This window comes from Flaviramulus sp. (assembly GCF_982512915.1).
In genome coordinates, this window is record NZ_CEWOCJ010000005.1 from 143,890 (window position 1) to 168,382 (window position 24,493).

Here is a 24,493-nt window from a genome sequence, read left to right on the forward strand (position 1 = left end):
AAAAATGACTATTCTTGTTACAGGAGCTACTGGTTACATTGGTAAACGGCTTATACCGTATCTTGTCAATGAAGGTAATCATGTAGTTTGTGCTATTAGAGATAAATTGCGTGCTGATAAAAGTTACTTAGAAGAAGAATTAATTGAGGTGGTTGAAGTTGATTTTTTAAAACCTGAAACACTAAATAATATTCCAAAAAATATTGATGTTGCTTATTATTTAATTCACTCAATGTCTAATTCTTCAAATAATTTTGAATCACTTGAAGAAGCATGTGCTATAAATTTTAAAAATTATATTGAAACTACCAATACGAAACAGGTAATTTATTTAAGTGGCATTACTAACGAAAAGGAGCTATCTAAACATTTACGCTCTAGAAAAAATGTTGAAGATATTTTAGCTTCAAAAAAATATGCAACTACAATCTTTAAAGCAGGAATTATTGTAGGTTCAGGAAGTTCTTCATTTGAAATTATTAGAGATTTAGTTGAAAAACTTCCTTTTATGATAGCTCCAAAATGGTTAAATACAAAAACACAACCACTAGCTGTAAGAGATGTTTTATCCTTTCTATATGGAGCAGTTGGAAACGAGAATTTATTTAACAAAAAATATGATGTTTTTGGTCCAGAAATTTTAACCTACAAAGAGTTACTCCTTCAATTTGCAGAAGTTCGAAATTTAAAACGTTACATTTTAACAGTTCCTGTAATGACAACAAAATTATCGTCATATTGGTTGTATTTTGTAACATCTACTTCATACAAACTAGCGTCTTCTTTAGTTGATAGCATGGGAATTCAGATTATTGGAAAACCAAGTGATATCAATAAAAAACTTGGTGTGAATCCATTAACATATAAACAAGCTGTTAAACTAGCCTTTGAGAAAATAGAACAAAATAGTATAATTTCTAGTTGGAAAGATTCCATGATTAGTAGTGGTACATTACGTAATAATTTACATAAATACATTAATGTACCTAAATACGGTTGCTTTAAAGATTATAAAACTAAAGAGGTTAAAGATGCTAATAAAACTATTGATAAAATTTGGAGAATTGGCGGTTCTACTGGCTGGTATTATGGTACATTTTTATGGAAACTAAGAGGTTACATAGATAAACTTTTTGGTGGAATTGGTTTAAGAAGAGGGAGAACAAGTCCAACCGAACTACACACAGGAGATGCTTTAGATTTTTGGAGGGTAATTTTTGCAGATAAAAAGGAAAAAAAACTACTTCTTTATGCAGAAATGCGATTACCCGGTGAAGCTTGGTTAGAGTTTAAAATTGAAGATAATATGCTTAAGCAAACGGCTACTTTTAGACCTCGTGGTCTTTGGGGACGCATATATTGGTATAGTGTATTACCGTTTCATGGGTTTATTTTTAAAGGCATGATTAATAAATTAGTAGATGTCAAAAATTAAAAAACAGCATTTACCTCAAAAAATATGTATAACATGCAACTTACCATTTAGCTGGAGAAAAAAATGGGGAAAAAATTGGGAAAATGTAAAATATTGTAGTGAAAAATGCAGGAGAAACAAAACACCACAGGATTAGTTTGGTTTAGAAACGATTTGAGAGTGCAAGATAATAGAGTGTTAAATAATGCTATCACAAGTCATAAATCAGTTATTTCGTGTTATTTTTTTGATCCTAGACATTTTGAAAATTCAGCTTTTGGTTTTAAAAAAACCGAAAAATACAGAGCAAAGTTTTTAATTGAAACTATTCATGATTTAAGAAAAAATCTACAAGAACTTAATATTGAACTTTTTGTATACTTCGACAAACCAGAAGACCTTCTTTTTAAATTGACTGAAGCGTATAACATACAATCCATTTATTTTCAAAAAGAATGGACTAGCGAAGAAACAGATGTTTATAAAAACGCAAAATCTTATTTACCAGAAAATGTAAAATTTATCGAGATTTTCGATCAATTTCTATATCATCCAGAAGATATCAACATGTCGGTTTCGGAAATTCCACAAGTATTTACAAACTTTAGGAAAATCGTAGAGAAAAACACTATGATTAGGCCTTCCATAAAAAATGATTCATCCGAAAAAATAAAAAGTATTCAAAATAAAACCACAATCCCAACCTTAAAAGATTTAGGTTTTGAGAATTTTGAAATACATGTAAAAACAGCGTTCCCATTTAAAGGTGGTGAAACGGATGCTTTAAAAAGGCTGAAACATTACTTTTTTGAAACCAAAAAACTTGGAGTTTATAAAAAAACAAGAAACGGATTACTTGGTATTGATTATAGCTCGAAATTCTCAGCTTGGTTAGCAAATGGTAGTATTTCTGCTAGAACTATTTATTGGGAAATCGTAAATTTTGAAAATGAATATCATAAAAATGATTCTACTTATTGGCTCATTTTTGAATTGATTTGGCGTGACTATTTTAAATATATTTCACTTAAACATCAAAATAATATTTTTAAAATTGGCGGTATACTAAATGAAAAATATCACTGGAAATTGGATGAATCCCAAATTCAAAAATGGATAAACGGAGAAACCAAATCCACGTTTGTTAACGCCAATATGATAGAACTTAAAAAAACAGGATGGATGAGTAACCGAGGTAGGCAAAATGTGGCTTCGTTTTTTGCCAAAGATATGTTACTTGATTGGAGAGTTGGCGCTGCTTATTTTGAATCTATGCTTATTGATTATGATGTACATAGCAATTATGGGAATTGGATGTATGTGTCTGGTGTAGGAAACGACCCTAGAGATAGAAAATTTAATGTGGACTTACAAGCTAAAAACTATGATAGCCTTGATAAGTTTCAAAAAACATGGTTACAAGAAACACTTTTTTAAATGAAAACATTGAGGCTCATATTAGGCGACCAACTAAACATCAAACATTCTTGGTTTAAACAAACTAATGATGATGTGGTGTATTGCCTTTTTGAAATGAAACAAGAAACCGATTATGTAAAACATCACATTCAAAAAGTTATTGGTTTTTTTGCTGCAATGCGTCAGTTTTCTCAAGATTTAAAAAATAAAGGACATCAAGTAATTTATTTGAAAATTAATGATAAAAAAAATACTCAAAAATTAACAAATAATCTTTCAGTATTAATTAAAGACAACCACATCGAATGTTTTGAATACATATTCCCTGATGAATATCGATTAGACAAACAATTAGTTGATTTTTGTAAATCATTACAAATTAAAACAGACGTTGTTTCTGCTGAGCATTTTTATACCAATCGCAATGATTTAGGTACATTTTTCAAAGGCAAAAAGCAATACCTCATGGAAAATTTCTATCGAGATATGCGAAAAAAACATGATATTTTAATGATTGGCGATCAGCCTGAGGGCGGAAAATGGAATTTTGATAAAAGCAACAGAAATAAATGGAAAGGAGATATTAAAATACCAGCTTTTAAGTCTTTTAAAAATGACACTACACAAGTATTAAAGGATATTGAAAAAGCAGAAATTGAAACCATTGGGATAATCAAAACTAAAAACTTTGAATACCCCATAACGAGAGTTCAGGCATTAGAACAGCTAAAATATTTTTGCGAGTATTTACTTATTCATTTTGGCGATTATCAAGATGCCATGCATACAGATGAAAACTATCTATTTCATTCAAGATTATCATTTGCAATGAATTTGAAATTGATTTCACCAAAAGATATTGTAATTTCTGTAATGAACTACTATAAAAAACAAAATGATAACATCGACATTTCTCAAGTTGAAGGTTTTATAAGACAAATTATAGGATGGCGTGAATATATGCGAGGTATGTATTGGGCTTTGATGCCCGAATACAAAGAAAAAAATGAACTAAAAAACCATAATAAGCTTCCTGATTTTTACTGGACAGGAAAAACAAAAATGAATTGTTTAAAACATGCCATAACCAATTCTATTGAGAATAGCTATGCGCATCATATACAGCGTTTAATGGTTACCGGAAATTATGCGTTACTAACTCAAACAAATCCAGAGGAAGTTGATGCTTGGTATTTAGGTATTTATATTGATGCTATTGAGTGGGTACAACTTACCAATACTAGAGGGATGAGCCAATTTGCAGATGGTGGAAAAATAGCCACGAAACCTTATGTATCATCAGGCTCTTACATCAATAAAATGAGTAACTATTGTTCTAATTGCCACTATAATAAAAACACAAAAACAGAAAAAGATGCTTGCCCCTTTAATAGCCTATATTGGAATTTTCTTGATGATAAACGAGAACAATTAGGTACTAATTTTAGAATGGGCATAATGTATAACTTGCTTGATAAAATTGACAAAAAAGAGCTGCAAAACATAAAAGAAAAAGCAAAACATATTATAGAGAATCCTAATGAATATTAAACCTAATGTACATATTGTTTGGCTAAAGCGTGATTTACGTTTGCAGGATAATGAAGCTATTCACAAGGCATTATCATCAGGTAAACCTGTATTGTTACTTTACGTGTTTGAACAGCTATTAATTAACGATTCGCATTACAGTAAAAGACACTGGGATTTTATTAAGCAATCTATTAAAGATTTAAATAAGGAGTTATTGCCTTATAATTCAAAAATTTTAGCTGTAAACTCAGATATAATAGCAACAATAAATCAATTATTAACTAAGTATCACATAAAAGATGTTTATTCACATCAAGAAACGGGAGTTTTAATAACTTTTGATAGAGATAAATCTTTTAAAAGGTTCTGTAAAAATAATCTTATTAATTGGCATGAAAACATTAACAATGGCGTACATCGAGGTTTAAAAAATCGAGAAAAGTGGATGGAATTATGTGATGCTTTTTTTGAAATTGAACCACTACCCTTTTTACCAGCAGAAAATCAATTACTCTCTATTCAAGACATAGAAAAACTAGAACAAAATTTTAAAGTAACAGATTTAAAAACTGATTTAAATACGCCATTTCAAAAAGGCGGAAGAACAATGGGTTTAAAGTACTTAGCTTCATTTTTTAAAGAACGCTATGTCGATTATATGTTTAATATTTCTAAACCAGAATTAGCTAGAACCAGTTGCAGCAGAATATCTCCTTATTTAGCTTGGGGAAATTTATCTATAAGAGAAGTTTACCATGAAGCTTATCATTTAAAAAAAACATCTAAAAATAAAAAAGCTTTAGAAGCTTTCATGTCCCGTTTACGATGGCAATCTCATTTTGTTCAAAAATTTGAAATGGAGCACAGCATGGAAGAGGTTAGTTTAAATAAAGGGTTCCATAAACTAAAAAAAAGCATCTCAAAAAATTATCAAAAAGCTTGGGAAACTGGTAATACCGGCTATCCTTTAGTTGATGCTTGTATGCGCTGCCTAAACGAAACTGGTTACTTAAATTTTAGAATGCGAGCTTTAGTAGTTTCATTCTTTACCCATAATTTATGGCAACCTTGGCAAGAAGCCACTACACATTTATCTAAGATGTTTTTAGATTTTGAACCAGGCATTCACTTCCCGCAATTACAAATGCAGGCAGGTGAAACTGGAATAAATATGTTACGAATTTATAACCCCATAAAAAATAGTTTAGAGCATGACCCCGAAGCAACTTTTATAAAAAAATGGCTACCAGAACTAAAAGATTTGGAGATACCATTTGCGCATCAACCCTATTTAATGACTGATTTAGAGCAACAATTTTACAATTTTAAATTAGGTATTGATTATCCTTATCCAATTGTTGAACTCGAGGCAACTAGAAAAAAAGCATCCGATATTCTTTGGAATATGAGGAATAATTCACTAGTTAAATCTGAGAGTATACGCATATTAAAAAAGCACACTGCTAGAAAAAATAGCAGTCAATTTTAGCACAATAAATAAATCTTATACTTTAATAAAATATTATGTTTAACTTTTACTTTTAAAAGTTAAACATTTTGTATCTTTGAAAAAGATAAGATAATGATACTAGATTCTACATACACTAATAAAGAAAATGAATCTTTAATTTCAGATTTAGTTGGAAAACCTTTTTCAATTATTCATTCATTTAAAATGAAAGGTATTGGTAGTAAACGAATGATTATTGAAGATGTGAGCACAAATTTAAAGAATATAATAAATTTAGTTTCTGATATAAATTATGCAAATATTGAATTAAGAACTGGCGGCATTTTAGTTTATATAAACAAAGGCTTAAAAAATTTTACTTGGGTTATACCCTATTATCAATTAGTAATCTATAAAACTAATGGTGCTAGTATCCATGCTCAAGGAAAATATATTCGTTTTAAAAACAATAAAACATTCAAAGAGAATAAAGCTTTTTTCAATAAACTACTAGATCAGAAAATAAAGCATGACGAACAATATGATTTTCAATATCTATGAATTTAACTTTTGAAGAAAAAGACAGGGTTATTGAAATGGCTTGGGAAGATAGAACCACTTTTGAAGCTATACACCTTCAATTTGGTTTAAAAGAACAGGAGGTTATTAACTTAATGCGAAGAGAAATGAAACCTAGTAGTTTCAAAATGTGGCGCAAAAGGGTTCAAGGAAGAAAAACTAAACATGAAAAATTAAGAGTCTTTGAAAAAGGACGCTTTAAATGCAGTAGACAAAAACAGATTACTCATAATAAAATTTCTAAACGATAACAAGTGCTTTGATTAGCTAACTAAAACAGCACATAAAAAAGACAAAATGAACACAGAAACTCTAAATGCAAAAAAAAATAGTACAAAGCTAAATGAATTTACAATTGATGACATAGGTGACGACCATTTATACACAGGAATTGAAACACCTATGAAAAAAGATGCATTCAAAATTACTGATTCTGAGAAAAAGGAGCGTATAGCTATTTTATTCGAAGAAATAATGGATGTTATGGGTTTAGATTTAACTGACGATTCTTTAAAAGGAACACCACAGCGTGTAGCAAAAATGTATATTGACGAAATTTTTTCAGGATTAAATCCAGCTAATAAACCAAAAGTTGCTTTGTTCGATAACAAGTATAAATATAACCAAATGTTGGTTGAAAAAAACATTACTTTTTACTCAAACTGCGAGCATCATTTTGTTCCAATTATTGGTAAAGCTCATGTAGCATATATTTCTTCTGGAAAGGTAATAGGTCTTTCAAAACTTAACCGAATTGTTCAGTACTATGCAAAAAGACCTCAAGTCCAAGAGCGTTTAACAAACCAAATAGCCAACGATTTAAAAGGTATTTTAGAAACTGAGAATATCGCTGTTATTATAGATGCTAAACATTTGTGTGTGTCATCAAGAGGGATCAAAGATGATACATCAGCAACAGTAACTGCTTTTTATGGAGGCGAATTTAATACTCCAGAAAAAATAAGAGAATTGCAAAACTATATAAATAATTAAGCTATGGATTTAATTAAAAAAGCCTTAGAATTTGAAAAAAGAAAATTAAAATCTTTATCAACTAGTGATCGTGTAGAAATATCTCGTGAAGCTAAATCTCTTATTTTAGATTTAAACCAAATCTACAAACAAAAAAAAGATGATAAAATTATGGAAATCATGAAACGACTTACAGCTATAAAACGCAAAGTTGAAAAACGTTTAAAAGGTATTCCCAGCAGTGCTGAACTAATTTAATTCGTTAAAAAAAAGACTTAAATATTAAATTTTACTTAAAATTATATTTAAAAATCAAAAGCTACATAGTTTTCATTATATTGTGAAAATGTGGAGAATTTATATCCGCTAATCATGAATAAAGGTTAAAAATTATGAAAATTATTGATAAAGCTCTAGAATTCGAACAACGTAAACATACTTTTAAAACAACTAGTGAGCGGATTGAATCTTCGAGAGAAGTTAAAGATTTAATATTAGGTTTAAATTCTCTATATAAAGAAGAAAAAGATCCCGAAATAATGGATCTAATGAAAAGACTAACCGTTATTAAACAAAAAATAGAAAAAAGGCTTAAGGGCAGGCCATAAATATAAATTGCCCTAAAACCATATGAAAACAATTATTTTAATAGGTGGAAGTAAGGGTATTGGAAATGCCATATTAAAAAATCTCCTTAAACATAGCAAAGTAATTAATATTAGTAGAACTTCACCAGAAGAAACACATACTAACTTAACACACTATTCATGCGATGCTGTTAAAGAAAAATTACCAGAAATTGATGCTGCAGATGGCTTAATTTATTGCCCAGGAAGTATCAACTTAAAACCTATATCGAGACTAAGTATTGATGATTTTAAGGACGACTTCGACATTAACGTTTTAGGGGCTGTTAAAGCCATCCAAAAATACCTAACTATTCTTAAAAGTGGCAATAAACCTGCCATTCTTTTATTTAGCACGGTTGCTGCAAAATTAGGTATGCCCTTTCACGCAAGTATAGCGACATCAAAAGCAGGTGTCGAAGGTTTAGTAAAATCTTTAGGTGCAGAATTAGCTCCAATTGTTCGAATTAATGCAATTGCTCCAACGGTTACAGATACAGCACTAGCTTCGAAACTTCTTAGAAATGAGAAAATGATTGAAAATATTACAGAACGTCATCCTTTAAAAAAGTTTCTAAATCCTGAAGAAGTAGCCCATATGGCAGAGTTTCTAATATCTGATAAAGCAGCCTCATTATCTGGTCAAATCTTTGAAATGGATTGTGGTATTGTTAGTTTTAAAATATAATTTATGAATCCATTTATAGCATTTTTAGCTACGCTGTTTTCTATACAAAGCAACCCTAAAGAAAAAATGAATATAGAATCAATTTATGATATCACCATTAATTCTATTAATGGGCAACACATTAATTTATCTGATTTCAGAGGTAAATACTTGCTATTTGTAAATGTTGCCTCTAAGTGTGGTTTTACACCTCAATACAAAGAGCTTCAAGAACTTCATGAAAATTATAAAGATAAACTTCAAATTATTGGCATTCCTTGTAATCAATTTGGAAATCAAGAACCAGGAAATTCAAATGAAATTGTATCATTTTGTGAAGTGAATTATGGTGTTACTTTTTTAATCAGCGAAAAAATTGATGTTAAAGGAAAAAACCAACATCCTTTATATAGCTGGTTAACTCAAAGAATAGATAATGGCAAAACTGACTCTTCTGTTAAATGGAACTTTCAAAAATACTTAGTTGATACGAATGGACAATTAATTGATTATTATTTATCTGTAACAAGCCCATTAAATTCTAAAATAACTAAACACCTAAAATAAAACATGTTCGGTTTATTCAAAAAAAAATCAGAAGTTGATAAACTTCAAAATAAATACAAATCTTTAATGAAAGAATGGCATGCGCTATCTAGTATAAATAGATCTGAAAGTGATAAAAAATATGCTGAAGCTGAAGAAATAGCTAAACAAATTGAAAAATTAAAACTTTGAAATTATTTAAATATATTTTCGTTTTTTTAATTATAAACTTTAGCGCTTTAGCTATAGGAACTTGGTTGATGAATGATGGTCCGCAAACAGATTGGTATATCAATTTAAACCAAGCGCCATGGACACCACCTGGTTGGGTTTTTGGTGCAGTATGGACAACTATAATGATATGTTTTTCAGTATATATGGGTTATCTGTACAAAATTCTACCAGCAAAAAATATATTATTATTATTTACTGTCCAATTTATCCTTAACGTGCTTTGGAATTATGTTTTCTTTAACCAACACATGGTTGGTTTAGGACTTACCTTTATATTAATGTTAACTTTAATTATTGGGGTTTTTATGTTTTCGCATTACAAAACATTAAAAACTAAAAATTTATTAATAGCGCCCTATTTTATTTGGTTATGTATAGCCACCTCACTTAATGCTTATATTTTATTTTATAACTAATGAAAATTTACACACTACATAAAAAACAAAACCTACCTATTTCTATAGATAAAGCTTGGGATTTTTTATCAGATCCCAAAAATCTTAAAACTATAACACCAGAATATATGGGATTCCATATATTATCAGGAGCAGACAGACCAATGTTTGCAGGACAAATAATTCAATACATCGTAACACCAGTATTCGGAATTAAAACAAAATGGGTAACTGAAATTACACATAGCATTGATAAACACTATTTTGTTGATGAACAGCGTTTTGGACCATACGCCTTATGGCATCATAAACATTTTATAAAAGAAATTGATGGCGGTGTTGAAATGGAAGATATAATTGACTACAAAGTACCTTTTGGGATACTCGGACAATTAGTTCATCCTATTCTAGTAAAGCCAAAACTAGAAGAGATTTTTAACTATAGAACAAAAAAATTAGAAGAATTATTCGGGGTTTACTAAAAGTAAAAAACTTATTAATGAAACAACCCATTGCTATTTTCTGGTTTCGACGTGATTTAAGATTAGAAGACAATCATGGACTATTTGAAGCTTTATCTGGAAATGAAAAAGTACTTCCTATTTTTATTTTTGATTCCGATATTTTAGAAAAATTACCAAAAGAAGATGCTAGGGTTACCTTTATTCATCAAATACTGCAAAACATAAATACAAAGCTTAAAAATGAATATAATAGTGGTATTTCTATATCACATGGTAAACCTCTAGATGTTTTTAAAGATCTTATCGTAAATTTTAACATTAAAAGTGTTTATACTAATCATGATTACGAACCATATGCAAGAAAACGAGATTCTGAAATTGAAACTTTTTTAAATGAAAATGGAGTTGTTTTTTCCTCATTTAAAGATCAAGTAATATTTGAAAAGCATGATGTCATTAAAAGTGACGGGACTCCTTATTTGGTTTACACACCTTACATGAAGCAATGGAAAAAAATATTTGAAGGTAATCCTTTAAATACATATACTTCAGAAGAAAAACTTCATAATTTAGTTACTAATATAGAACCACAAAATGTAAATTTAAGTGAGATAGGCTTTGTAAAATCAAATGAAGTCATTAAAGATTTTACAGTAACACCAAAATTAATACAAACATACGAAGCTACCAGAAACTTTCCTTCCCAAGATAGCACCTCAAGACTAGGACCTCATTTACGTTTTGGTACAGTAAGCATAAGGGCTATGGTAAAAAAAGCAATTGCAGAAAAAAATGAAATTTTTTGGAATGAATTAATTTGGAGAGAGTTTTTTACAAATATTTTATGGCATTTTCCTAATACAAAAAATAAATCTTTTAAACCTCAATATGACCGTATTGAATGGCGAAATGATGAAAAAGAATTTAAGGCTTGGTGTGAAGGCAAAACCGGCTATCCTTTAGTAGATGCGGGAATGCGACAATTAAACCAATCAGGATTTATGCATAACCGTGTACGGATGTTAGTTGGAAGTTTTTTATGTAAACATTTACTTATTGATTGGCGATGGGGTGAAGCTTATTTTGCTAAAAAACTCCATGATTATGAAATGGCTAGTAATATAGGAAATTGGCAATGGGTAGCAGGCTGTGGTGTTGATGCAGTACCTTATTTCAGAATTTTTAACCCAACAAGTCAAATTGAAAAATTTGATAAAAATTTAGAATATATCAAAAAGTGGGTTCCAGATTTTCAAGAGCTAACATACCCCTCACACATAGTAGACCATAAAATGGCTAGAGAACGTTGTTTAGAGGTCTATAAAAGTGCTTTAAATAGTTGAAAACAAAACTTTATCGAAAATACACCTAGTTATACGTATTGCTTATTTAGACAAAAAAAGATTAAATTTAAAAATGACTAAACTTTGAAAACTATTTAAGTAAGAAAAACGTAATTATGATTATAAATTACGTTTTTCAATTAGTTTCTTCTCACAAAAAAATAACTTGTTCAGAATTTAAAACTGGAAAATTCAAACACACAAATCCTGAATTTAAAGATTGGCTAATTACAAGAAATGATACAATTCAAATAAAAAAACAAGACTTCTGATATAGAAATATATAGTTTAATTAACTGGAAAACTGATTGCTAATTTGTTTTAACTTATAATAAAGTATCAAACTCTAATAACTGAAATTATATTTGTAAAGTGTTCATTATTAATATTATAAAAATTATTATGAAAAAATATGTTTGTATTAAAAAATGAATCAATGAGTTATATGAGATCATAAATGATAAAAATTCAATAACCTATTTAATTAATTAATAGTTGAAAACATAACATATATAAATATAAAGAAAAACAAAATTATTGCTAACTTTATGACATTCGATAATTCCTAGAAAGTTTAAACTAACCTTAATTAAATCTTTATGAAAAAAATCTATTATTTCCTTTTAGTTTTTCTTATTAGCTTACCAACTCAAGTACTCGCTCAACAATCTACAGACAAAAAAAAAGAAGACCCTTTTGATGGGTTGAAGTTTAGAAGTATAGGGCCTGCTTTTATGAGCGGACGAATAGCAGATATTAAAATTCATCCAAAAAACGAAAACATATGGTACGTAGCTGTTGGGTCTGGAGGTGTTTGGAAAACCTTAAATGCAGGAACAACATGGACACCAATTTTTGATGAACAAACTTCATATTCTATTGGGACTGTAACTATAGATCCAAATAATTCAGAAACTATTTGGGTTGGTACAGGAGAAGATATTGGTGGTAGACACGTTGGTTATGGTGATGGCGTTTATAAAAGTGAAGATGGAGGTACTACGTGGAAAAATATGGGCCTTAAAAACTCACAACACATTTCAAGAATATTAATTCATCCAGAAAATAGCAATATCATTTGGGTAACAGCTCAAGGTCCACTTTGGAATAAAGGTGGTGAGCGTGGTTTATATAAATCAATTGATGGCGGAAATACTTGGAAAAAAACATTAGGTGATAATGAATGGACGGGAGCTACTGATTTGGTTATAGATCCAAATAAACCAGATATTATGTATGCTGCAACTTGGCAAAGACACAGAACTGTTGCTGCATATATAGGAGGAGGACCTGGAACTGCTCTTTATAAAAGCAAGGATGGTGGAGATACGTGGGATAAATTGACAAATGGACTACCTAAATCATGGATGGGAAAAATAGGTTTAGCTATGTCTCACTTTGATTCAAACATACTTTATGCTGCCATAGAACTAGATAGAAGAACTGGTGGTTTATATAGGTCTGAAGATGGGGGTGCTTCTTGGAAAAAAATGTCGGATGCTGTTTCAGGAGGTACAGGACCACATTATTATCAAGAACTTTATGCATCACCACATCAAAAAGATAGGTTATACCTAATGGATAATAATTTGCAAATTTCTGAAGATGGAGGTAAGACTTTTTATCGTATGAATGAAAAAAACAAACATGGTGATAACCATGCTATAGCCTTTAAAAAAAGCGACCCTAATTACTTAATTGTTGGTTCAGATGGTGGCATGTATGAATCCTTCGACCTAACAAAAACATGGAAATATATTGAAAACTTACCCTTAACACAATTCTACAAAGTAGCCGTTGATGATGCGAAACCTTTTTATAATATCTATGGAGGCACACAGGATAATAGTACTGAAGGAGGTCCTTCTAGAACAGATAATATTCAAGGCATTCAGAATAGTGATTGGAGAGTTGTTTTAAATTGGGATGGACACCAGCCAGCTACAGAACCGGGTAATCCTGATATTATTTACGGGGAACGACAAGAAGGAACTTTATCAAGAATTGACATGAGCACTGGTGAAGTTGTTGATATTCAACCACAACCATCAGAGAATGAAAATTTTGAACGATTTAATTGGGATGCTCCAATACTAGTGAGTCCACATTCGCCTACTACCATTTATTTTGCATCACAACGTGTATGGAAATCAGAAAACCGTGGTGATAACTGGACTGCTATTTCAGAAGATCTTACAAGAAATGAAGAACGATTAGCATTACCAATTATGGGTAAAAATCAATCTTGGGATGCACCTTGGGATGTTTCAGCAATGTCTAACTATAATACGATTACATCATTAGCAGAATCTCCAAAACAAAAAGGTTTAATTTATGCTGGAACAGATGATGGACGAATAAACATAACAGAAAACGGAGGTCTAAATTGGACAACTATAGAGTTAAGTAAAATAACTGGAGTTCCTGCAACAGCATTTATAAATGATATAAAAGCAGATTTATTTGATGCCAATGTGGTTTACATGGCTTTAGATAATCACAAATATGGCGATTTTAACCCTTATCTTCTAAAAAGTAATAATAGAGGTAAATCATGGACTTCTATTTCCAGTAGTATCCCAGACCGAAATTTAGTTTGGAGAATAGTTCAAGATCATGTAAATAAAAACTTATTATTTATAGCTACAGAATTTGGTATATATTTTTCAGTAAGTAGTGGTCAAAAATGGACGCAAATTAAGGGAGGCATTCCAACGATATCATTTAGAGATTTAGCGATTCAAAAAAGAGAAAACGACTTAGTAGCTGCTTCATTTGGTAGAGGTTTTTATGTACTTGATGATTATTCCGCCTTGAGAGATATATCTGAATCTATAATAGATCAAAAAACCACATTATTCCCGGTTCGTGATGCTTGGTGGTACATACCACGTTCTCATCTTGGTTTTGAAGAAGGAAAAGGAAGTCAAGGTGATTCTCATTTTATTGCACCAAACCCTGATTTTGGAGCTACATTTACTTATTATTTAAAAGAGGTTAAAACACCTAAAAAGAAATCTAGAAAGGAGAAAGAAAAAACAATGATAAGTGTTGATATCCCTTTTCCTGGTTGGGATACGCTTGAAAATGAGAAGTTGGAGACTGAAGCAAAACTTCTTTTCTCAATAACTAATAGTGAGGGTGAAGTTATAAGAAGAATAGAAACACTAGCAAAAGTTGGAATGCATAGAATTACATGGGATTTATCTTATCCAAATATGAATCCAATTACATTAAACCAAAATTCTGAAAATCAAGTGACTCCAAAAGGTTTTTTAGCACCAACAGGAATATACACAGTTAGAATGTACCTTGTGGAGAATGGTAATGTAGAAACACTGTCAGAACCTATTTCATTTAATGTTAAACCTTTACGGGAATCAGCTTTAGAAGGTTCTAGTATAGAAAAAACATCAGAATTCTGGCGCTCATTTGAAAATGCTAATAGGAATGCATCACAATTCAATATTCAAATTAATAAAGCTACTAAAAGAGCTAAAGCATTACACATAGCTATTCAAAGAAGTACTATATCTCCAGGTGGTATTGATAAAGATTTAGCCGAAATAACTAATAATATAGAAAGATTGAGATCATCATATTATGGAAATCAAGCTAAAGTGGAAGTTGGTGAAAAAGCCGCTCCTACAGTAGACACAAGAATGTTTGCGATATTAAGAGGTATCGAATCATCAACCTATGGTCCAACTTCAATTCATAAAGAGCAACTAAGTATTATTGAAAAACAGTTATCTATCTCACTAGCTAAATTGAATGAAATAAAATCACTATTAGATACAATAACTAGCAAACTTCAAGAAGCTGGATCTCCCTATATTGAAGATTAAAAAGAGTATGTTTTAGGAAACAAAAAACCCCACAATTCATAATAGTGGGGTTTTAATTTATTAAGTGAGCCCTAAAGGATTCGAACCTTTGACCGCCTCCTTAGAAGGGAGGTGCTCTATCCAGCTGAGCTAAGAGCCCTCATCACGGAAACATTTATTTATGTAAATTTCCGGAGAGCAAATATAAAATTAACTATATATCTAACCAAAAGAAATGTTTATTATTTTTTGTGAAAATTATTTTTAAAATCAGTATTAAAAATCAGGGTATTAGCTCTGTAAATATTTATTTAAAATTTCTTTTTGCCTAAACAAAAACTATACAAGTATTCTGGAAGTAGTTATTTTCATTATATTAGTAACACTACAACTAAAATAAATAATTTTGAAACCGACTAAAAACTCATTACAAGTATATATTCTTTTTTTATTTACTAGCATACTAATTTCTCAAGAACGCCCACCAATTGAGATTTTTTCACCTAAAGATTATGGAGGAGAAACCCAAAATTGGTCTATTACTCAATCAAAAGAAAAATACATCTATGTTGCAAATAATAAAGGTCTATTGGAATATAATGGCTCTAATTGGCAACTGTATTTATCTCCAAATGAAACAATAATTCGATCTGTTAAAGAGATTGATGATCTAATTTATACTGGTGCCAATAGTGAATTTGGATATTGGAAACGTAATGATCAAGGCATATTATTTTACACATCCCTATCTAAAACTCTTGATATTGAATTTCTTGAAGATGAAGAATTTTGGAATATTGTTAATATTGATGATTATATATTATTTCAATCACTAAAAAGAATATACATCTACAATAAATCAAATAATTCTTATTCTAAAATAGATTCTGAAACTATAATCTATAAAATATTTAAAGTTGATGAAATTATCTATTTCCAAAAAACTAAGGATGGTGTTTATAAAATAGAAAATGGAGAAGCAAAATTAGTTTCAAACAACCTCATTTTACAAAATAACAGACTTGTTAATGTTTTTAATAAAGGTGATAATCTTTTAATTGAAACCGAAAATAATGGTTTTTACATATTAGAAAATGATTTACTTAAAAAATGGGAAATAAGTGCCAATGAAAAACTTTCTGAAATAAGTGTTTTTAGAAGTATTCAATTAAAAGATAAAAGTTTTATTTTAGGAACAAGGTCTAATGGTGTATTTCATTTAACAGAAGATGGCGTTATAGATTACAATTTAGATATTATTCATGGCTTGAGTAACAACACAGTTCATGGTGTTTTTGAAGATGCAGAAAACAATATTTGGCTAGCTTTAGAAAACGGTATTAACTGTATAAATATTAAGTCGCCTTTTAGAATATATACTGATAAAGAGGGTAAAATAGGCACCGTTTACGCTTCAATAGTTCATAATAACAATTTATACTTAGGAACAAATCAAGGCTTATTCTATAAAGAGCTAGGCTTAAATGAAGACTTTAAAATAGTTGAAAATATTCAAGAAGCAGTTTGGTGTTTAGTTAATATAGAAGGTGAATTGTTTTGCGGTCATGACACTGGAACATCTATAGTGAAAAATAATAAATCTGAAAAAATTGCAGGTACACAGCAAGGCACTTGGTCTATAAAACCAATAGAAGGGAGAAAAGATTTGCTTTTGCAAGGAAGCTATAATGGGTTATATGTTTTACAAAAAACAAATGATAAATGGCTATTTAGAAATAAAATTAAAGGATTTGATAGATCTAGTAAATTTTTTGAGTTTTTCAATAATTACATTTTTGTAAGCCATGAGTATAAAGGGGTTTTTAAAATTAAAATGGATAAAGATTTTAATACAGCTATAACTGTTGAAAAAAATGCATCAATCAATAATGAAATTAATTCTAGTATAATTAAATATAATGATCAATTACTTTATGCTTATAAAGAAGGAATTTACAAATATGATAGTATCAAAAATGATTTTTTAAGAGACACGTTTTTAAGTCAACTATTTAAAAAAGAAGAATACACCTCTGGTAAACTTTTATTCAATGAAAAAGCAAATAAACTCTGGAGTTTTTCTGAAAAAGAGCTAAATTATTTATCTCTAGGAAAACTTAGCAATACACCAAAAATTAATAAAATACCTTTTTCTAAATCTTTACCTAGAGGGCTTACTGGTTATGAAAACATCTCAAATATTACAAATAAAAAATATTTAATAGGGACATCTAATGGTTTCATTCTTTTAGACTTAGACAAACAACAAAATAAAAACTATAATATAAAAATAAATTCAATACTGACTCATAGCATAAGTTCACCTACACATATCATAAATAAAACAAGTAAAGGCTACTTTGAGAATAAAGAAAATAATATTGAATTCTATTTTAGTGTACCAGAATTTGAAAAATATTTAGATACAGAATTTCAATATAAATTAGAAGGCATTTACGATAATTGGAGCGATTGGTCTGCAAATTCTTCAACATTATTTGAAAATCTACCATATGGAGACTATGAGTTTAAAATAAGAGCTAAAATTGGAAATACTATTTCAAATAATATAGCATCTTATAATTTTAATATTAAAAGACCTTGGTATTTATCAAATTTGATGATAATAATTTATATTCTATCAATTTTACTTTTCTCATTATTAATGCACAATATTTATAAAAGATATTATAAGAAACAACGTGAAAAATTATTGCAAAAAACTGTAAGAGAGTTAGAATTGAAAGAATTAGAAAACAAACAGCAACTTATGCGATTTAACAATGATAAACTCAGACAGGATATTGAAAGCAAAAATAGAGAATTAGGCATTTCAACAATGAGCTTAATAAAAAAGAATGAGTTTCTAAATACCATAAAAAAAGAATTGCAAAATATAGAAGATGGAAAAAACATCAAAAAGGTTATTAAAATTATTGATAAAAATTTAAACAATAATGATGACTGGTATTTATTTGAAGAAGCATTTAACAATGCTGATAAAGATTTCCTCAAAAAGATAAAAAGCTTTCATCCTACCCTAACATCAAACGATCTAAGACTTTGCGCCTATTTAAGACTCAATTTATCATCTAAAGAAATAGCACCATTACTTAATATTTCACCAAGAAGTGTCGAGGTTAAACGTTATAGATTAAGAAAAAAGATGGATTTAGCTCATGAAGCTAGCTTAACAGATTATATTTTAAAAATATAACAATACAACAAACTAGAAAATTACCTATACATTAACACAACAAATAACGTATTTTTAGTAAATCTGTTAAATTTGAATAATTAATTAAAATTTAAAAAGGAATAGGCTTTATTGCTTAATTACCAATTAAATCAATAAATTATTGCTGTGTATGTTTTTTGTTGAGGTGTTTTTTAAACAGATGATAATCTATTTACTAAATTTATAAAATTAAGATTGACCAACAAAACCAAAACTTTATATAGTTAACCTTATTTGGTTCAATGCATAAAAATTATTTTAATGACCAACTTTTAAATTAAATAAAACTATGAAAAACAATTTTCTAAGATTAGTACTCTTCTTATTTACTTCACTGGCCTTTGCTCAGACTGCAAAAGTATCTGTAGTAAATAGTGATGATGGGATGAAATTAGCAGTGAATGGAAAAGATTTTATGATTAATGGTATGAATTGGGATTACATTCCAATCGGCACCAATACCATTAATGCTGAATTCTGGAAAAAATCTGATGATATAATCAAAGCAGGGCTTGATTCTGAAATGTCACTTCTTAAAAACATGAATGTAAATGTAATACGCCAGTACACTGGAGTACCAGCAAGATGGATTAAATACATTTACGAAAACTATGGTATTTACACCATGTTAAATCACTCATTTGGACGATATGGGTTAACCATAGATGGTGTTTGGACTCCAATAACGTTGTATGACGATCCTAGAACTGCAGAATTTTTAATGACTGAAGTTGAAAACTTAGTTAAAGAATACAAAAACACGCCTGGACTACTTATGTACCTGTTAGGTAATGAAAATAACTACGGTCTTTTTTGGCAAGGAGCAGAAACTGAAGATTTTCCAGATGATGAACAAGAAAAAATCTTCATAGGCGAATCGCGTGGAAGACCTATGTATAAGTTAATGAATGAGGCTGCATTAAAAATAAAATCTATTGATGGGTCTCATCCAGTAGCAATTTGTAATGGTGATACTTTATTTATTGACATCATAGCAGAAGAATGTAAAGATGTTGATATATATGGTACCAACATGTATCGTGGAGTGTCATTTGGAAATGCATTTCAAGAGGTAAAAGAAAAATTAAATAAACCAATAATGTTTACTGAATTTGGTTCTGATGCTTTTAACGCTATTTCTAATCAAGAAGACCAAAAAATGCAGGCTTATTATATGGTTAATAACTGGAAAGAGATATACGAAAATGCTGCTGGTTTAGGGAAATCTGACAACTCTATCGGAGGTTTTACATTTCAGTTTTCTGATGGTTGGTGGAAAGCTGGATTTGATGACAGAAAAGATGCTGATACACAACAAACAGAATCAACTTGGAATGCTGGTGGTTATACATTAGATGAAGCATACCCTGGGGCTAATAACATGAATGAAGAGTGGTTTGGAATTTGTGCAAAAGGACCAACTAACGAAAGAGGTTTGTACGATTTATTCCCAAGAGCAGCTTATTATGCTCTAAAAGAAGCTCATCAATTAAATCCATATGCTGAGGGTATTGATGGTGATTTTGTTAGAAATTATTTTAAAAACATCTCCTTAATGGAAGCTGTTTTAAAAGGACGAGGTGATAAAGCGGCTTTAATAGGAGAAAGTTCCGGAAAAATTAAACTTAGTAATTTAAGAGCTGAATTTACAACTTTTAATACAGGAGGGACTTTAATTACTACTCCAGACGCAGTGGATCCTACTAGTCAAACTTATCCAAATGAATTAGGTTTTGATCATATGCAATCTTATTTTATCGGCGTAGAAGGAGCTCCTTCTCCAAACATGAAAGCTAATGTGAATTTTAATATTTTAGGCAATGTTGCAGAAAATCCTATTGACGAAATATTTTATGAAAACAGAGGAAGGCGATTTGCTGTAAACACTGATGAAGGTAATGTTGATGTTTTTGATCAAAATAGAGTTCAAATTTATAATGCAGAATATGAATGGAATACAAAAGAATTTGATTTAAGAGGATTTTACAGAACAGGTCATTATCACTGGGGTTATGAAGGAGATTTCTTTGGATTATATCCAGAGGCTAATTATGGCCCTAATTTAGATATTTACAATGGTGAGATATTAGGAGCTGAGATAGATGGTAAAGGCGCTTTAGATGGGTTAAAAGCCGCTTTTGGTCCACAGTTATGGTGGGGAGCTAATCCAGCTATTTTATTAAAATACCGAACAAAAATCGGCAAATATGATGTGACTGGTGTATTCCATGAAGATATCGATGATATTGGTGCTGTTGTTACTTCTATCGCTATACCTATGCCAAGAACAAGAAGAGCAACCATACACATCGAAAGAGATTTTGGAAATGTGAATTTTGAAATTGGTGGTATTTGGGGTGGTCAACCATTAAACGGAAGAGATTTTCAAATTGCCGAAGGTGGTCCTGGAAATTATGTGATTCTTGAAGATAAAATTCAATCAAGAGATAATTGGGGAGCTAAAGCTAAAATCGAATTTTCAAAAGGAAGATTTAACTGGTATGCTCAAGGTGCGGCGATGGGACTTGTTGCTAATGGTGGTGCAGATGCAACTAGAACATTTACAGGTTGGCATTTAAAAGATAGCGGAAGCGGAAATCAAACAAATTTCTTAACAGGTTTCACATACTTAATAGGAGATTTACAAATAGCTCCAAACTTTTTATGGCAAAAACCAATTGTTGGCGCTATACCAAATGATGTACAATCACCAGGAAGACTGAGAAATGTATTTGATGATCCATTTGCCGTAAGAGCAAATAGAGAAACAACTGCTGGTGAAATTTTATTTAGTTACGACCCAACTCCTGGTACTTGGATGTACGAATGGGATAATGATAGAGCTGAAGACGCGAAATTTGCAATGAATTTTGGTTTCGTCTTCCGTCATCATCCTACAGCGCAAGATGCTGCGATAGGTTTTTTAAGTAATCGTACGTTGTTTGCGTTCCCTAATTCAGCGCCAGCTAGAGATTTATGGGAAGCCCATACTAGGATAGTATCTAAAGTACATCCAGATTTAGGTGTTATAGCTAATTTTTATGCTGGAAATGGACAGGCTAATGGTAGTGATCCTAGAATGATTCAACGTGTTGGAGGTGATATTAGATTAATTTATAATAAAATCAAACTAACTCATACATTTAAAATTAATGATTGGGGACCATTCGATTATCATAGAGATTTCAACTTAACATATCCAGTGCAATTAATGTTAGATTTATCAACAACACTTGGAAAACCAGATTGGTTTATTTTACCTGGCACTCAAGTTGGTATTCGTGGTACTTGGCGTTCTATGGATCAAAATTCTCCAAGGTTTTCTCCAAATCAAACACCATCTGAATTCGCTACATCTCCAACAATTAGTCCAGTAGGATTTCCTAATGGAAGCGAATGGGAAATTAGAACATATGTACATATTAATATTGGAAAATAAAAAATTAGAAAAATGAAAAATAGAAAATTAATTTATTCGAAAATCACACTTCTTTTTGGTTTGCTTTTCATAGCGAATACAAGTTGTGAAAGAGAATTATCTCCACAATCGGGATTAGCAGGTAACTCTACATCAGGAGATGTTTTTATAGATGGCTTTACAGGCGGTTTAGATTATTTCCCGTTTGGCGGATCATACTTAGATGCTTTTTCAGTAGATACTGATAATAAATATAGTGGAAGTTCTTCCATGAGATTTGATGTTCCTAATGTTGGAGATCCTGCAGGAGCTTATGCAGGTGCCATCTTTCGTTTAGAATCTGGTAGAGATTTAACAGGTTATGATGCTTTAACATTTTGGGCTAAAGGCACCAAAGCTGGTTTGATAAATGAAATTGGATTTGGAACTGATTTTGGAGAAAACAAATATCAAGTTAGTATGTCTCTTCAATTAACTACTAATTGGAGAAAATATGTGATTCCAATTCCAGACGCAACCAAATTAATACAAGAAAGAGGTTTGTTTTGGTATGCTGAAGGACCAGAAAACGGAATAGGCTATAGTTTTTGGATTGATGAACTAAAGTTTGAAAAACTAGGAACTATTGCACAACCACAACCTGCTATTTCGGATGGTGCTGATAAATCAGAAACAGCTTTTACTGGTGTAGATATAGCAATAACTGGATTAACTCAGACATTTAATCTGGAATCTGGTGAAAATGTAACTGTAAATGCAGCACCTTCATATTTTAATTTTAAATCTTCAAATGAAGAAGTTGGATTTATAAACGAATCTGGTGTTGTTACAATTATAGGAGAAGGTACAACAACCATAACAGCATCGTTAGGTGGGGTTTTAGCAAAAGGATCATTAGAACTTTCTTCAAGAGGAGGTTTTGATTTAGCACCAATACCGACAAGAGATCCTAGTAAGGTTATTTCTATTTACAGTGATACCTATACAAATGTTCCTGTTGACTTCTTTAATGGATTCTGGGAACCTTTTCAAACAACTCAATCTTCTGAGTTTGCGATCGGAGGTAATAACATGATAAATTATACCAATTTCAACTTTGTTGGTAATCAGTTTGCTAATCCTACTGTAGATGCAACTCAAAAATCTAATGTACACGTTAATATGTACATTCCAAATAGTGTACCTGCAAACATGGATTTCTTAATAACTCTTGTAGATTTTGGTCCAGACCAAGCAGATGGTGGTGGTGATGATACTAGACAGCAAGTGTTTTTTGATAAATCTCTTTGGGTTCCTGATACATGGATTACATTAGAATTTCCTGTCACGATGGATAACAAAAACAATATTGGACTTATTATTTATGAAAACATTAATTTTTCATCACTAAGTAATTGGTATTTAGATAATGTATATTTCTATGAAGATTAATTCTGCATTTAGATTTTAAAAATTAATAAAATGAATTTAAAAAACACAATGATAATGAAAACAAAAATCTTTAAGCAGAACCTATTACATAGAAATGTAAACTTAATATTTGGGGTTCTTAGTCTTACATTTTTGGTCTTTTTTACCGTTACTAGCTGTTCAACTAGCGAAACACAAACGGTAACTAATTTCAATACTATTACCATGCAAGATGAATTTGATGTTGAAGGTGCTCCAAATAGTGAAATTTGGACATATGATATTGGTAGAGGTAATAATGGATGGGGTAATAATGAATTACAATACTACACTGATAGTTCTGAAAATGTTTCGGTACAAAACGGATACTTAATAATAACTGCACAAAAGGAAGATTTCCAAGGAGCTTCATATACGTCGGCAAGAATATTAACTAAAGACTTATTCGAACAGAAATATGGTCGTTTTGAAGCCCGTATTAGATTGCCATGGGGACAAGGTATGTGGCCTGCTTTCTGGTTATTAGGTGCGAATTCTGATGAAGTTACCTGGCCTGCATGTGGAGAAATAGATATTATGGAAAACCGCGGGCAAGAACCTACATTAATTAATGGTAGTTTACATGGACCAGGTTATTCAGCTGGAGAAGCTATTACAAAGGCTTATACCTTACAGAATTCTCGTTTTGATACAGATTTCCACATTTTTGGAATAGAATGGGGCCCAGGATATATAAACTATTATGTTGATGATGTATTATATAACCAAATTACACCAGAAGATGTAACTGGAGAATGGATTTTTGATGATCAACCATTCTATATAATAATGAATGTTGCTGTAGGTGGAAATTATGTGGGTTCACCTAATAACGAAACCGTATTCCCACAAACCATGCTTGTAGATTATGTTCGTGTTTACAAAGCAGAAATATTTAATAATAACTAAACAAAAAAAT

22 protein-coding genes and 1 tRNA gene are annotated in these 24,493 nt (G+C 30.4%); 22 read left to right on the forward strand and 1 reads right to left on the reverse strand.

The features are described 5' to 3' along the window. The first annotated feature begins 4 nt into the window (after window positions 1-4). From AC1XJX_RS05460 to AC1XJX_RS05545, 18 genes are all read left to right on the forward strand, one after another. Window positions 5-1,435 (forward strand): SDR family oxidoreductase, encoded by a 1,431-nt coding sequence (locus AC1XJX_RS05460; RefSeq protein ID WP_482002955.1) that lies wholly within the window; start codon window positions 5-7, stop codon window positions 1,433-1,435. Next, window positions 1,431-1,571, forward strand: a complete 141-nt coding sequence (locus AC1XJX_RS05465; RefSeq protein ID WP_482002990.1) for a DUF2256 domain-containing protein — start codon at window positions 1,431-1,433, stop codon at window positions 1,569-1,571. Before AC1XJX_RS05460 ends, AC1XJX_RS05465 begins: the two co-directional genes overlap by 5 nt. Further along, entirely contained in the window at window positions 1,541-2,851 is a 1,311-nt protein-coding gene (locus AC1XJX_RS05470) for a DASH family cryptochrome (RefSeq protein ID WP_482002956.1), read from the forward strand. Before AC1XJX_RS05465 ends, AC1XJX_RS05470 begins: the two co-directional genes overlap by 31 nt. Beyond that, on the forward strand, window positions 2,852-4,384 hold the full coding sequence (locus AC1XJX_RS05475) for a cryptochrome/photolyase family protein (RefSeq protein ID WP_482002957.1): 1,533 nt from the start codon (window positions 2,852-2,854) through the stop codon (window positions 4,382-4,384). Further along, the gene (locus tag AC1XJX_RS05480) at window positions 4,374-5,855 is read left to right on the forward strand and encodes a cryptochrome/deoxyribodipyrimidine photo-lyase family protein (protein WP_482002958.1); all 1,482 of its coding nucleotides are present in this window, start codon (window positions 4,374-4,376) and stop codon (window positions 5,853-5,855) included. Before AC1XJX_RS05475 ends, AC1XJX_RS05480 begins: the two co-directional genes overlap by 11 nt. A gap of 93 nt (window positions 5,856-5,948) precedes the next feature. Next, window positions 5,949-6,377, forward strand: a complete 429-nt coding sequence (locus AC1XJX_RS05485) for a hypothetical protein (RefSeq protein ID WP_482002959.1) — start codon at window positions 5,949-5,951, stop codon at window positions 6,375-6,377. Continuing rightward, window positions 6,374-6,646 carry a TIGR03643 family protein gene (locus tag AC1XJX_RS05490; protein WP_482002960.1) on the forward strand — a complete coding sequence of 91 codons (273 nt, stop codon included), beginning with the start codon at window positions 6,374-6,376 and terminating at the stop codon, window positions 6,644-6,646. The genes AC1XJX_RS05485 and AC1XJX_RS05490 overlap by 4 nt, the downstream gene beginning before the upstream one ends. Window positions 6,647-6,692: 46 nt before the next feature. Continuing rightward, on the forward strand, window positions 6,693-7,388 hold the full coding sequence (gene folE, locus AC1XJX_RS05495) for a GTP cyclohydrolase I FolE (protein ID WP_482002961.1): 696 nt from the start codon (window positions 6,693-6,695) through the stop codon (window positions 7,386-7,388). Window positions 7,389-7,391: 3 nt separating this feature from the next. Continuing rightward, window positions 7,392-7,625, forward strand: a complete 234-nt coding sequence (locus AC1XJX_RS05500) for a hypothetical protein (RefSeq protein WP_482002962.1) — start codon at window positions 7,392-7,394, stop codon at window positions 7,623-7,625. Between the two features lie 134 nt (window positions 7,626-7,759). Next, a complete protein-coding gene (locus tag AC1XJX_RS05505) occupies window positions 7,760-7,975 on the forward strand; it encodes a hypothetical protein (protein ID WP_482002963.1) in 216 nt (71 codons plus the stop codon). Between the two features lie 22 nt (window positions 7,976-7,997). Beyond that, on the forward strand, window positions 7,998-8,681 hold the full coding sequence (locus AC1XJX_RS05510) for an SDR family NAD(P)-dependent oxidoreductase (protein ID WP_482002964.1): 684 nt from the start codon (window positions 7,998-8,000) through the stop codon (window positions 8,679-8,681). Window positions 8,682-8,684: 3 nt separating this feature from the next. Next, a complete protein-coding gene (locus tag AC1XJX_RS05515) occupies window positions 8,685-9,227 on the forward strand; it encodes a glutathione peroxidase (protein WP_482002965.1) in 543 nt (180 codons plus the stop codon). A 3-nt stretch (window positions 9,228-9,230) separates the two neighbouring features. After that, entirely contained in the window at window positions 9,231-9,398 is a 168-nt protein-coding gene (locus AC1XJX_RS05520) for a Lacal_2735 family protein (protein WP_482002966.1), read from the forward strand. Beyond that, complete coding sequence (locus AC1XJX_RS05525) at window positions 9,395-9,856, forward strand: TspO/MBR family protein (protein WP_482002967.1); 462 nt, start codon at window positions 9,395-9,397, stop codon at window positions 9,854-9,856. Before AC1XJX_RS05520 ends, AC1XJX_RS05525 begins: the two co-directional genes overlap by 4 nt. After that, window positions 9,856-10,317 carry an SRPBCC family protein gene (locus tag AC1XJX_RS05530; RefSeq protein WP_482002968.1) on the forward strand — a complete coding sequence of 154 codons (462 nt, stop codon included), beginning with the start codon at window positions 9,856-9,858 and terminating at the stop codon, window positions 10,315-10,317. Before AC1XJX_RS05525 ends, AC1XJX_RS05530 begins: the two co-directional genes overlap by 1 nt. A 17-nt stretch (window positions 10,318-10,334) precedes the next feature. Continuing rightward, the gene (locus tag AC1XJX_RS05535; RefSeq protein WP_482002969.1) at window positions 10,335-11,642 is read left to right on the forward strand and encodes a cryptochrome/photolyase family protein; all 1,308 of its coding nucleotides are present in this window, start codon (window positions 10,335-10,337) and stop codon (window positions 11,640-11,642) included. A gap of 116 nt (window positions 11,643-11,758) precedes the next feature. After that, a complete protein-coding gene (locus AC1XJX_RS05540; RefSeq protein WP_482002970.1) occupies window positions 11,759-11,914 on the forward strand; it encodes a hypothetical protein in 156 nt (51 codons plus the stop codon). 327 nt (window positions 11,915-12,241) lie between these two features. Further along, complete coding sequence (locus tag AC1XJX_RS05545; protein ID WP_482002971.1) at window positions 12,242-15,490, forward strand: WD40/YVTN/BNR-like repeat-containing protein; 3,249 nt, start codon at window positions 12,242-12,244, stop codon at window positions 15,488-15,490. Between the two features lie 65 nt (window positions 15,491-15,555). Here the strand turns inward: AC1XJX_RS05545 and AC1XJX_RS05550 are convergent. After that, a tRNA-Arg gene (locus AC1XJX_RS05550) sits at window positions 15,556-15,629 on the reverse strand. Window positions 15,630-15,875: 246 nt separating this feature from the next. Between AC1XJX_RS05550 and AC1XJX_RS05555 the strand changes: the two genes are divergently transcribed. From AC1XJX_RS05555 to AC1XJX_RS05570, 4 genes are all read left to right on the forward strand, one after another. Further along, window positions 15,876-18,686, forward strand: a complete 2,811-nt coding sequence (locus AC1XJX_RS05555; protein ID WP_482002972.1) for a helix-turn-helix and ligand-binding sensor domain-containing protein — start codon at window positions 15,876-15,878, stop codon at window positions 18,684-18,686. A gap of 310 nt (window positions 18,687-18,996) precedes the next feature. Next, a complete protein-coding gene (locus AC1XJX_RS05560; RefSeq protein ID WP_482002973.1) occupies window positions 18,997-22,146 on the forward strand; it encodes a glycoside hydrolase family 2 TIM barrel-domain containing protein in 3,150 nt (1,049 codons plus the stop codon). Between the two features lie 12 nt (window positions 22,147-22,158). Then, on the forward strand, window positions 22,159-23,556 hold the full coding sequence (locus AC1XJX_RS05565; protein WP_482002974.1) for an Ig-like domain-containing protein: 1,398 nt from the start codon (window positions 22,159-22,161) through the stop codon (window positions 23,554-23,556). A 54-nt stretch (window positions 23,557-23,610) separates the two neighbouring features. After that, complete coding sequence (locus AC1XJX_RS05570) at window positions 23,611-24,483, forward strand: glycoside hydrolase family 16 protein (protein WP_482002975.1); 873 nt, start codon at window positions 23,611-23,613, stop codon at window positions 24,481-24,483. The last annotated feature ends 10 nt before the right edge of the window (window positions 24,484-24,493 follow it).

What these genes read in the sequence shown, in the direction of transcription:
- AC1XJX_RS05530 (WP_482002968.1), top strand. Translation starts at nt 9,856, where the DNA reads ATGAAAATTTACACACTACATAAAAAACAAAACCTACCTATTTCTATA.
- AC1XJX_RS05560 (WP_482002973.1), top strand. Translation starts at nt 18,997, where the DNA reads ATGAAAAACAATTTTCTAAGATTAGTACTCTTCTTATTTACTTCACTG.
- folE (WP_482002961.1), top strand. Translation starts at nt 6,693, where the DNA reads ATGAACACAGAAACTCTAAATGCAAAAAAAAATAGTACAAAGCTAAAT.
- AC1XJX_RS05510 (WP_482002964.1), top strand. Translation starts at nt 7,998, where the DNA reads ATGAAAACAATTATTTTAATAGGTGGAAGTAAGGGTATTGGAAATGCC.
- AC1XJX_RS05505 (WP_482002963.1), top strand. Translation starts at nt 7,760, where the DNA reads ATGAAAATTATTGATAAAGCTCTAGAATTCGAACAACGTAAACATACT.
- AC1XJX_RS05565 (WP_482002974.1), top strand. Translation starts at nt 22,159, where the DNA reads ATGAAAAATAGAAAATTAATTTATTCGAAAATCACACTTCTTTTTGGT.
- AC1XJX_RS05520 (WP_482002966.1), top strand. Translation starts at nt 9,231, where the DNA reads ATGTTCGGTTTATTCAAAAAAAAATCAGAAGTTGATAAACTTCAAAAT.
- AC1XJX_RS05500 (WP_482002962.1), top strand. Translation starts at nt 7,392, where the DNA reads ATGGATTTAATTAAAAAAGCCTTAGAATTTGAAAAAAGAAAATTAAAA.
- AC1XJX_RS05475 (WP_482002957.1), top strand. Translation starts at nt 2,852, where the DNA reads ATGAAAACATTGAGGCTCATATTAGGCGACCAACTAAACATCAAACAT.
- AC1XJX_RS05535 (WP_482002969.1), top strand. Translation starts at nt 10,335, where the DNA reads ATGAAACAACCCATTGCTATTTTCTGGTTTCGACGTGATTTAAGATTA.
- AC1XJX_RS05490 (WP_482002960.1), top strand. Translation starts at nt 6,374, where the DNA reads ATGAATTTAACTTTTGAAGAAAAAGACAGGGTTATTGAAATGGCTTGG.
- AC1XJX_RS05540 (WP_482002970.1), top strand. Translation starts at nt 11,759, where the DNA reads ATGATTATAAATTACGTTTTTCAATTAGTTTCTTCTCACAAAAAAATA.
- AC1XJX_RS05470 (WP_482002956.1), top strand. Translation starts at nt 1,541, where the DNA reads ATGCAGGAGAAACAAAACACCACAGGATTAGTTTGGTTTAGAAACGAT.
- AC1XJX_RS05545 (WP_482002971.1), top strand. Translation starts at nt 12,242, where the DNA reads ATGAAAAAAATCTATTATTTCCTTTTAGTTTTTCTTATTAGCTTACCA.
- AC1XJX_RS05485 (WP_482002959.1), top strand. Translation starts at nt 5,949, where the DNA reads ATGATACTAGATTCTACATACACTAATAAAGAAAATGAATCTTTAATT.
- AC1XJX_RS05515 (WP_482002965.1), top strand. Translation starts at nt 8,685, where the DNA reads ATGAATCCATTTATAGCATTTTTAGCTACGCTGTTTTCTATACAAAGC.
- AC1XJX_RS05460 (WP_482002955.1), top strand. Translation starts at nt 5, where the DNA reads ATGACTATTCTTGTTACAGGAGCTACTGGTTACATTGGTAAACGGCTT.
- AC1XJX_RS05480 (WP_482002958.1), top strand. Translation starts at nt 4,374, where the DNA reads ATGAATATTAAACCTAATGTACATATTGTTTGGCTAAAGCGTGATTTA.
- AC1XJX_RS05570 (WP_482002975.1), top strand. Translation starts at nt 23,611, where the DNA reads ATGAAAACAAAAATCTTTAAGCAGAACCTATTACATAGAAATGTAAAC.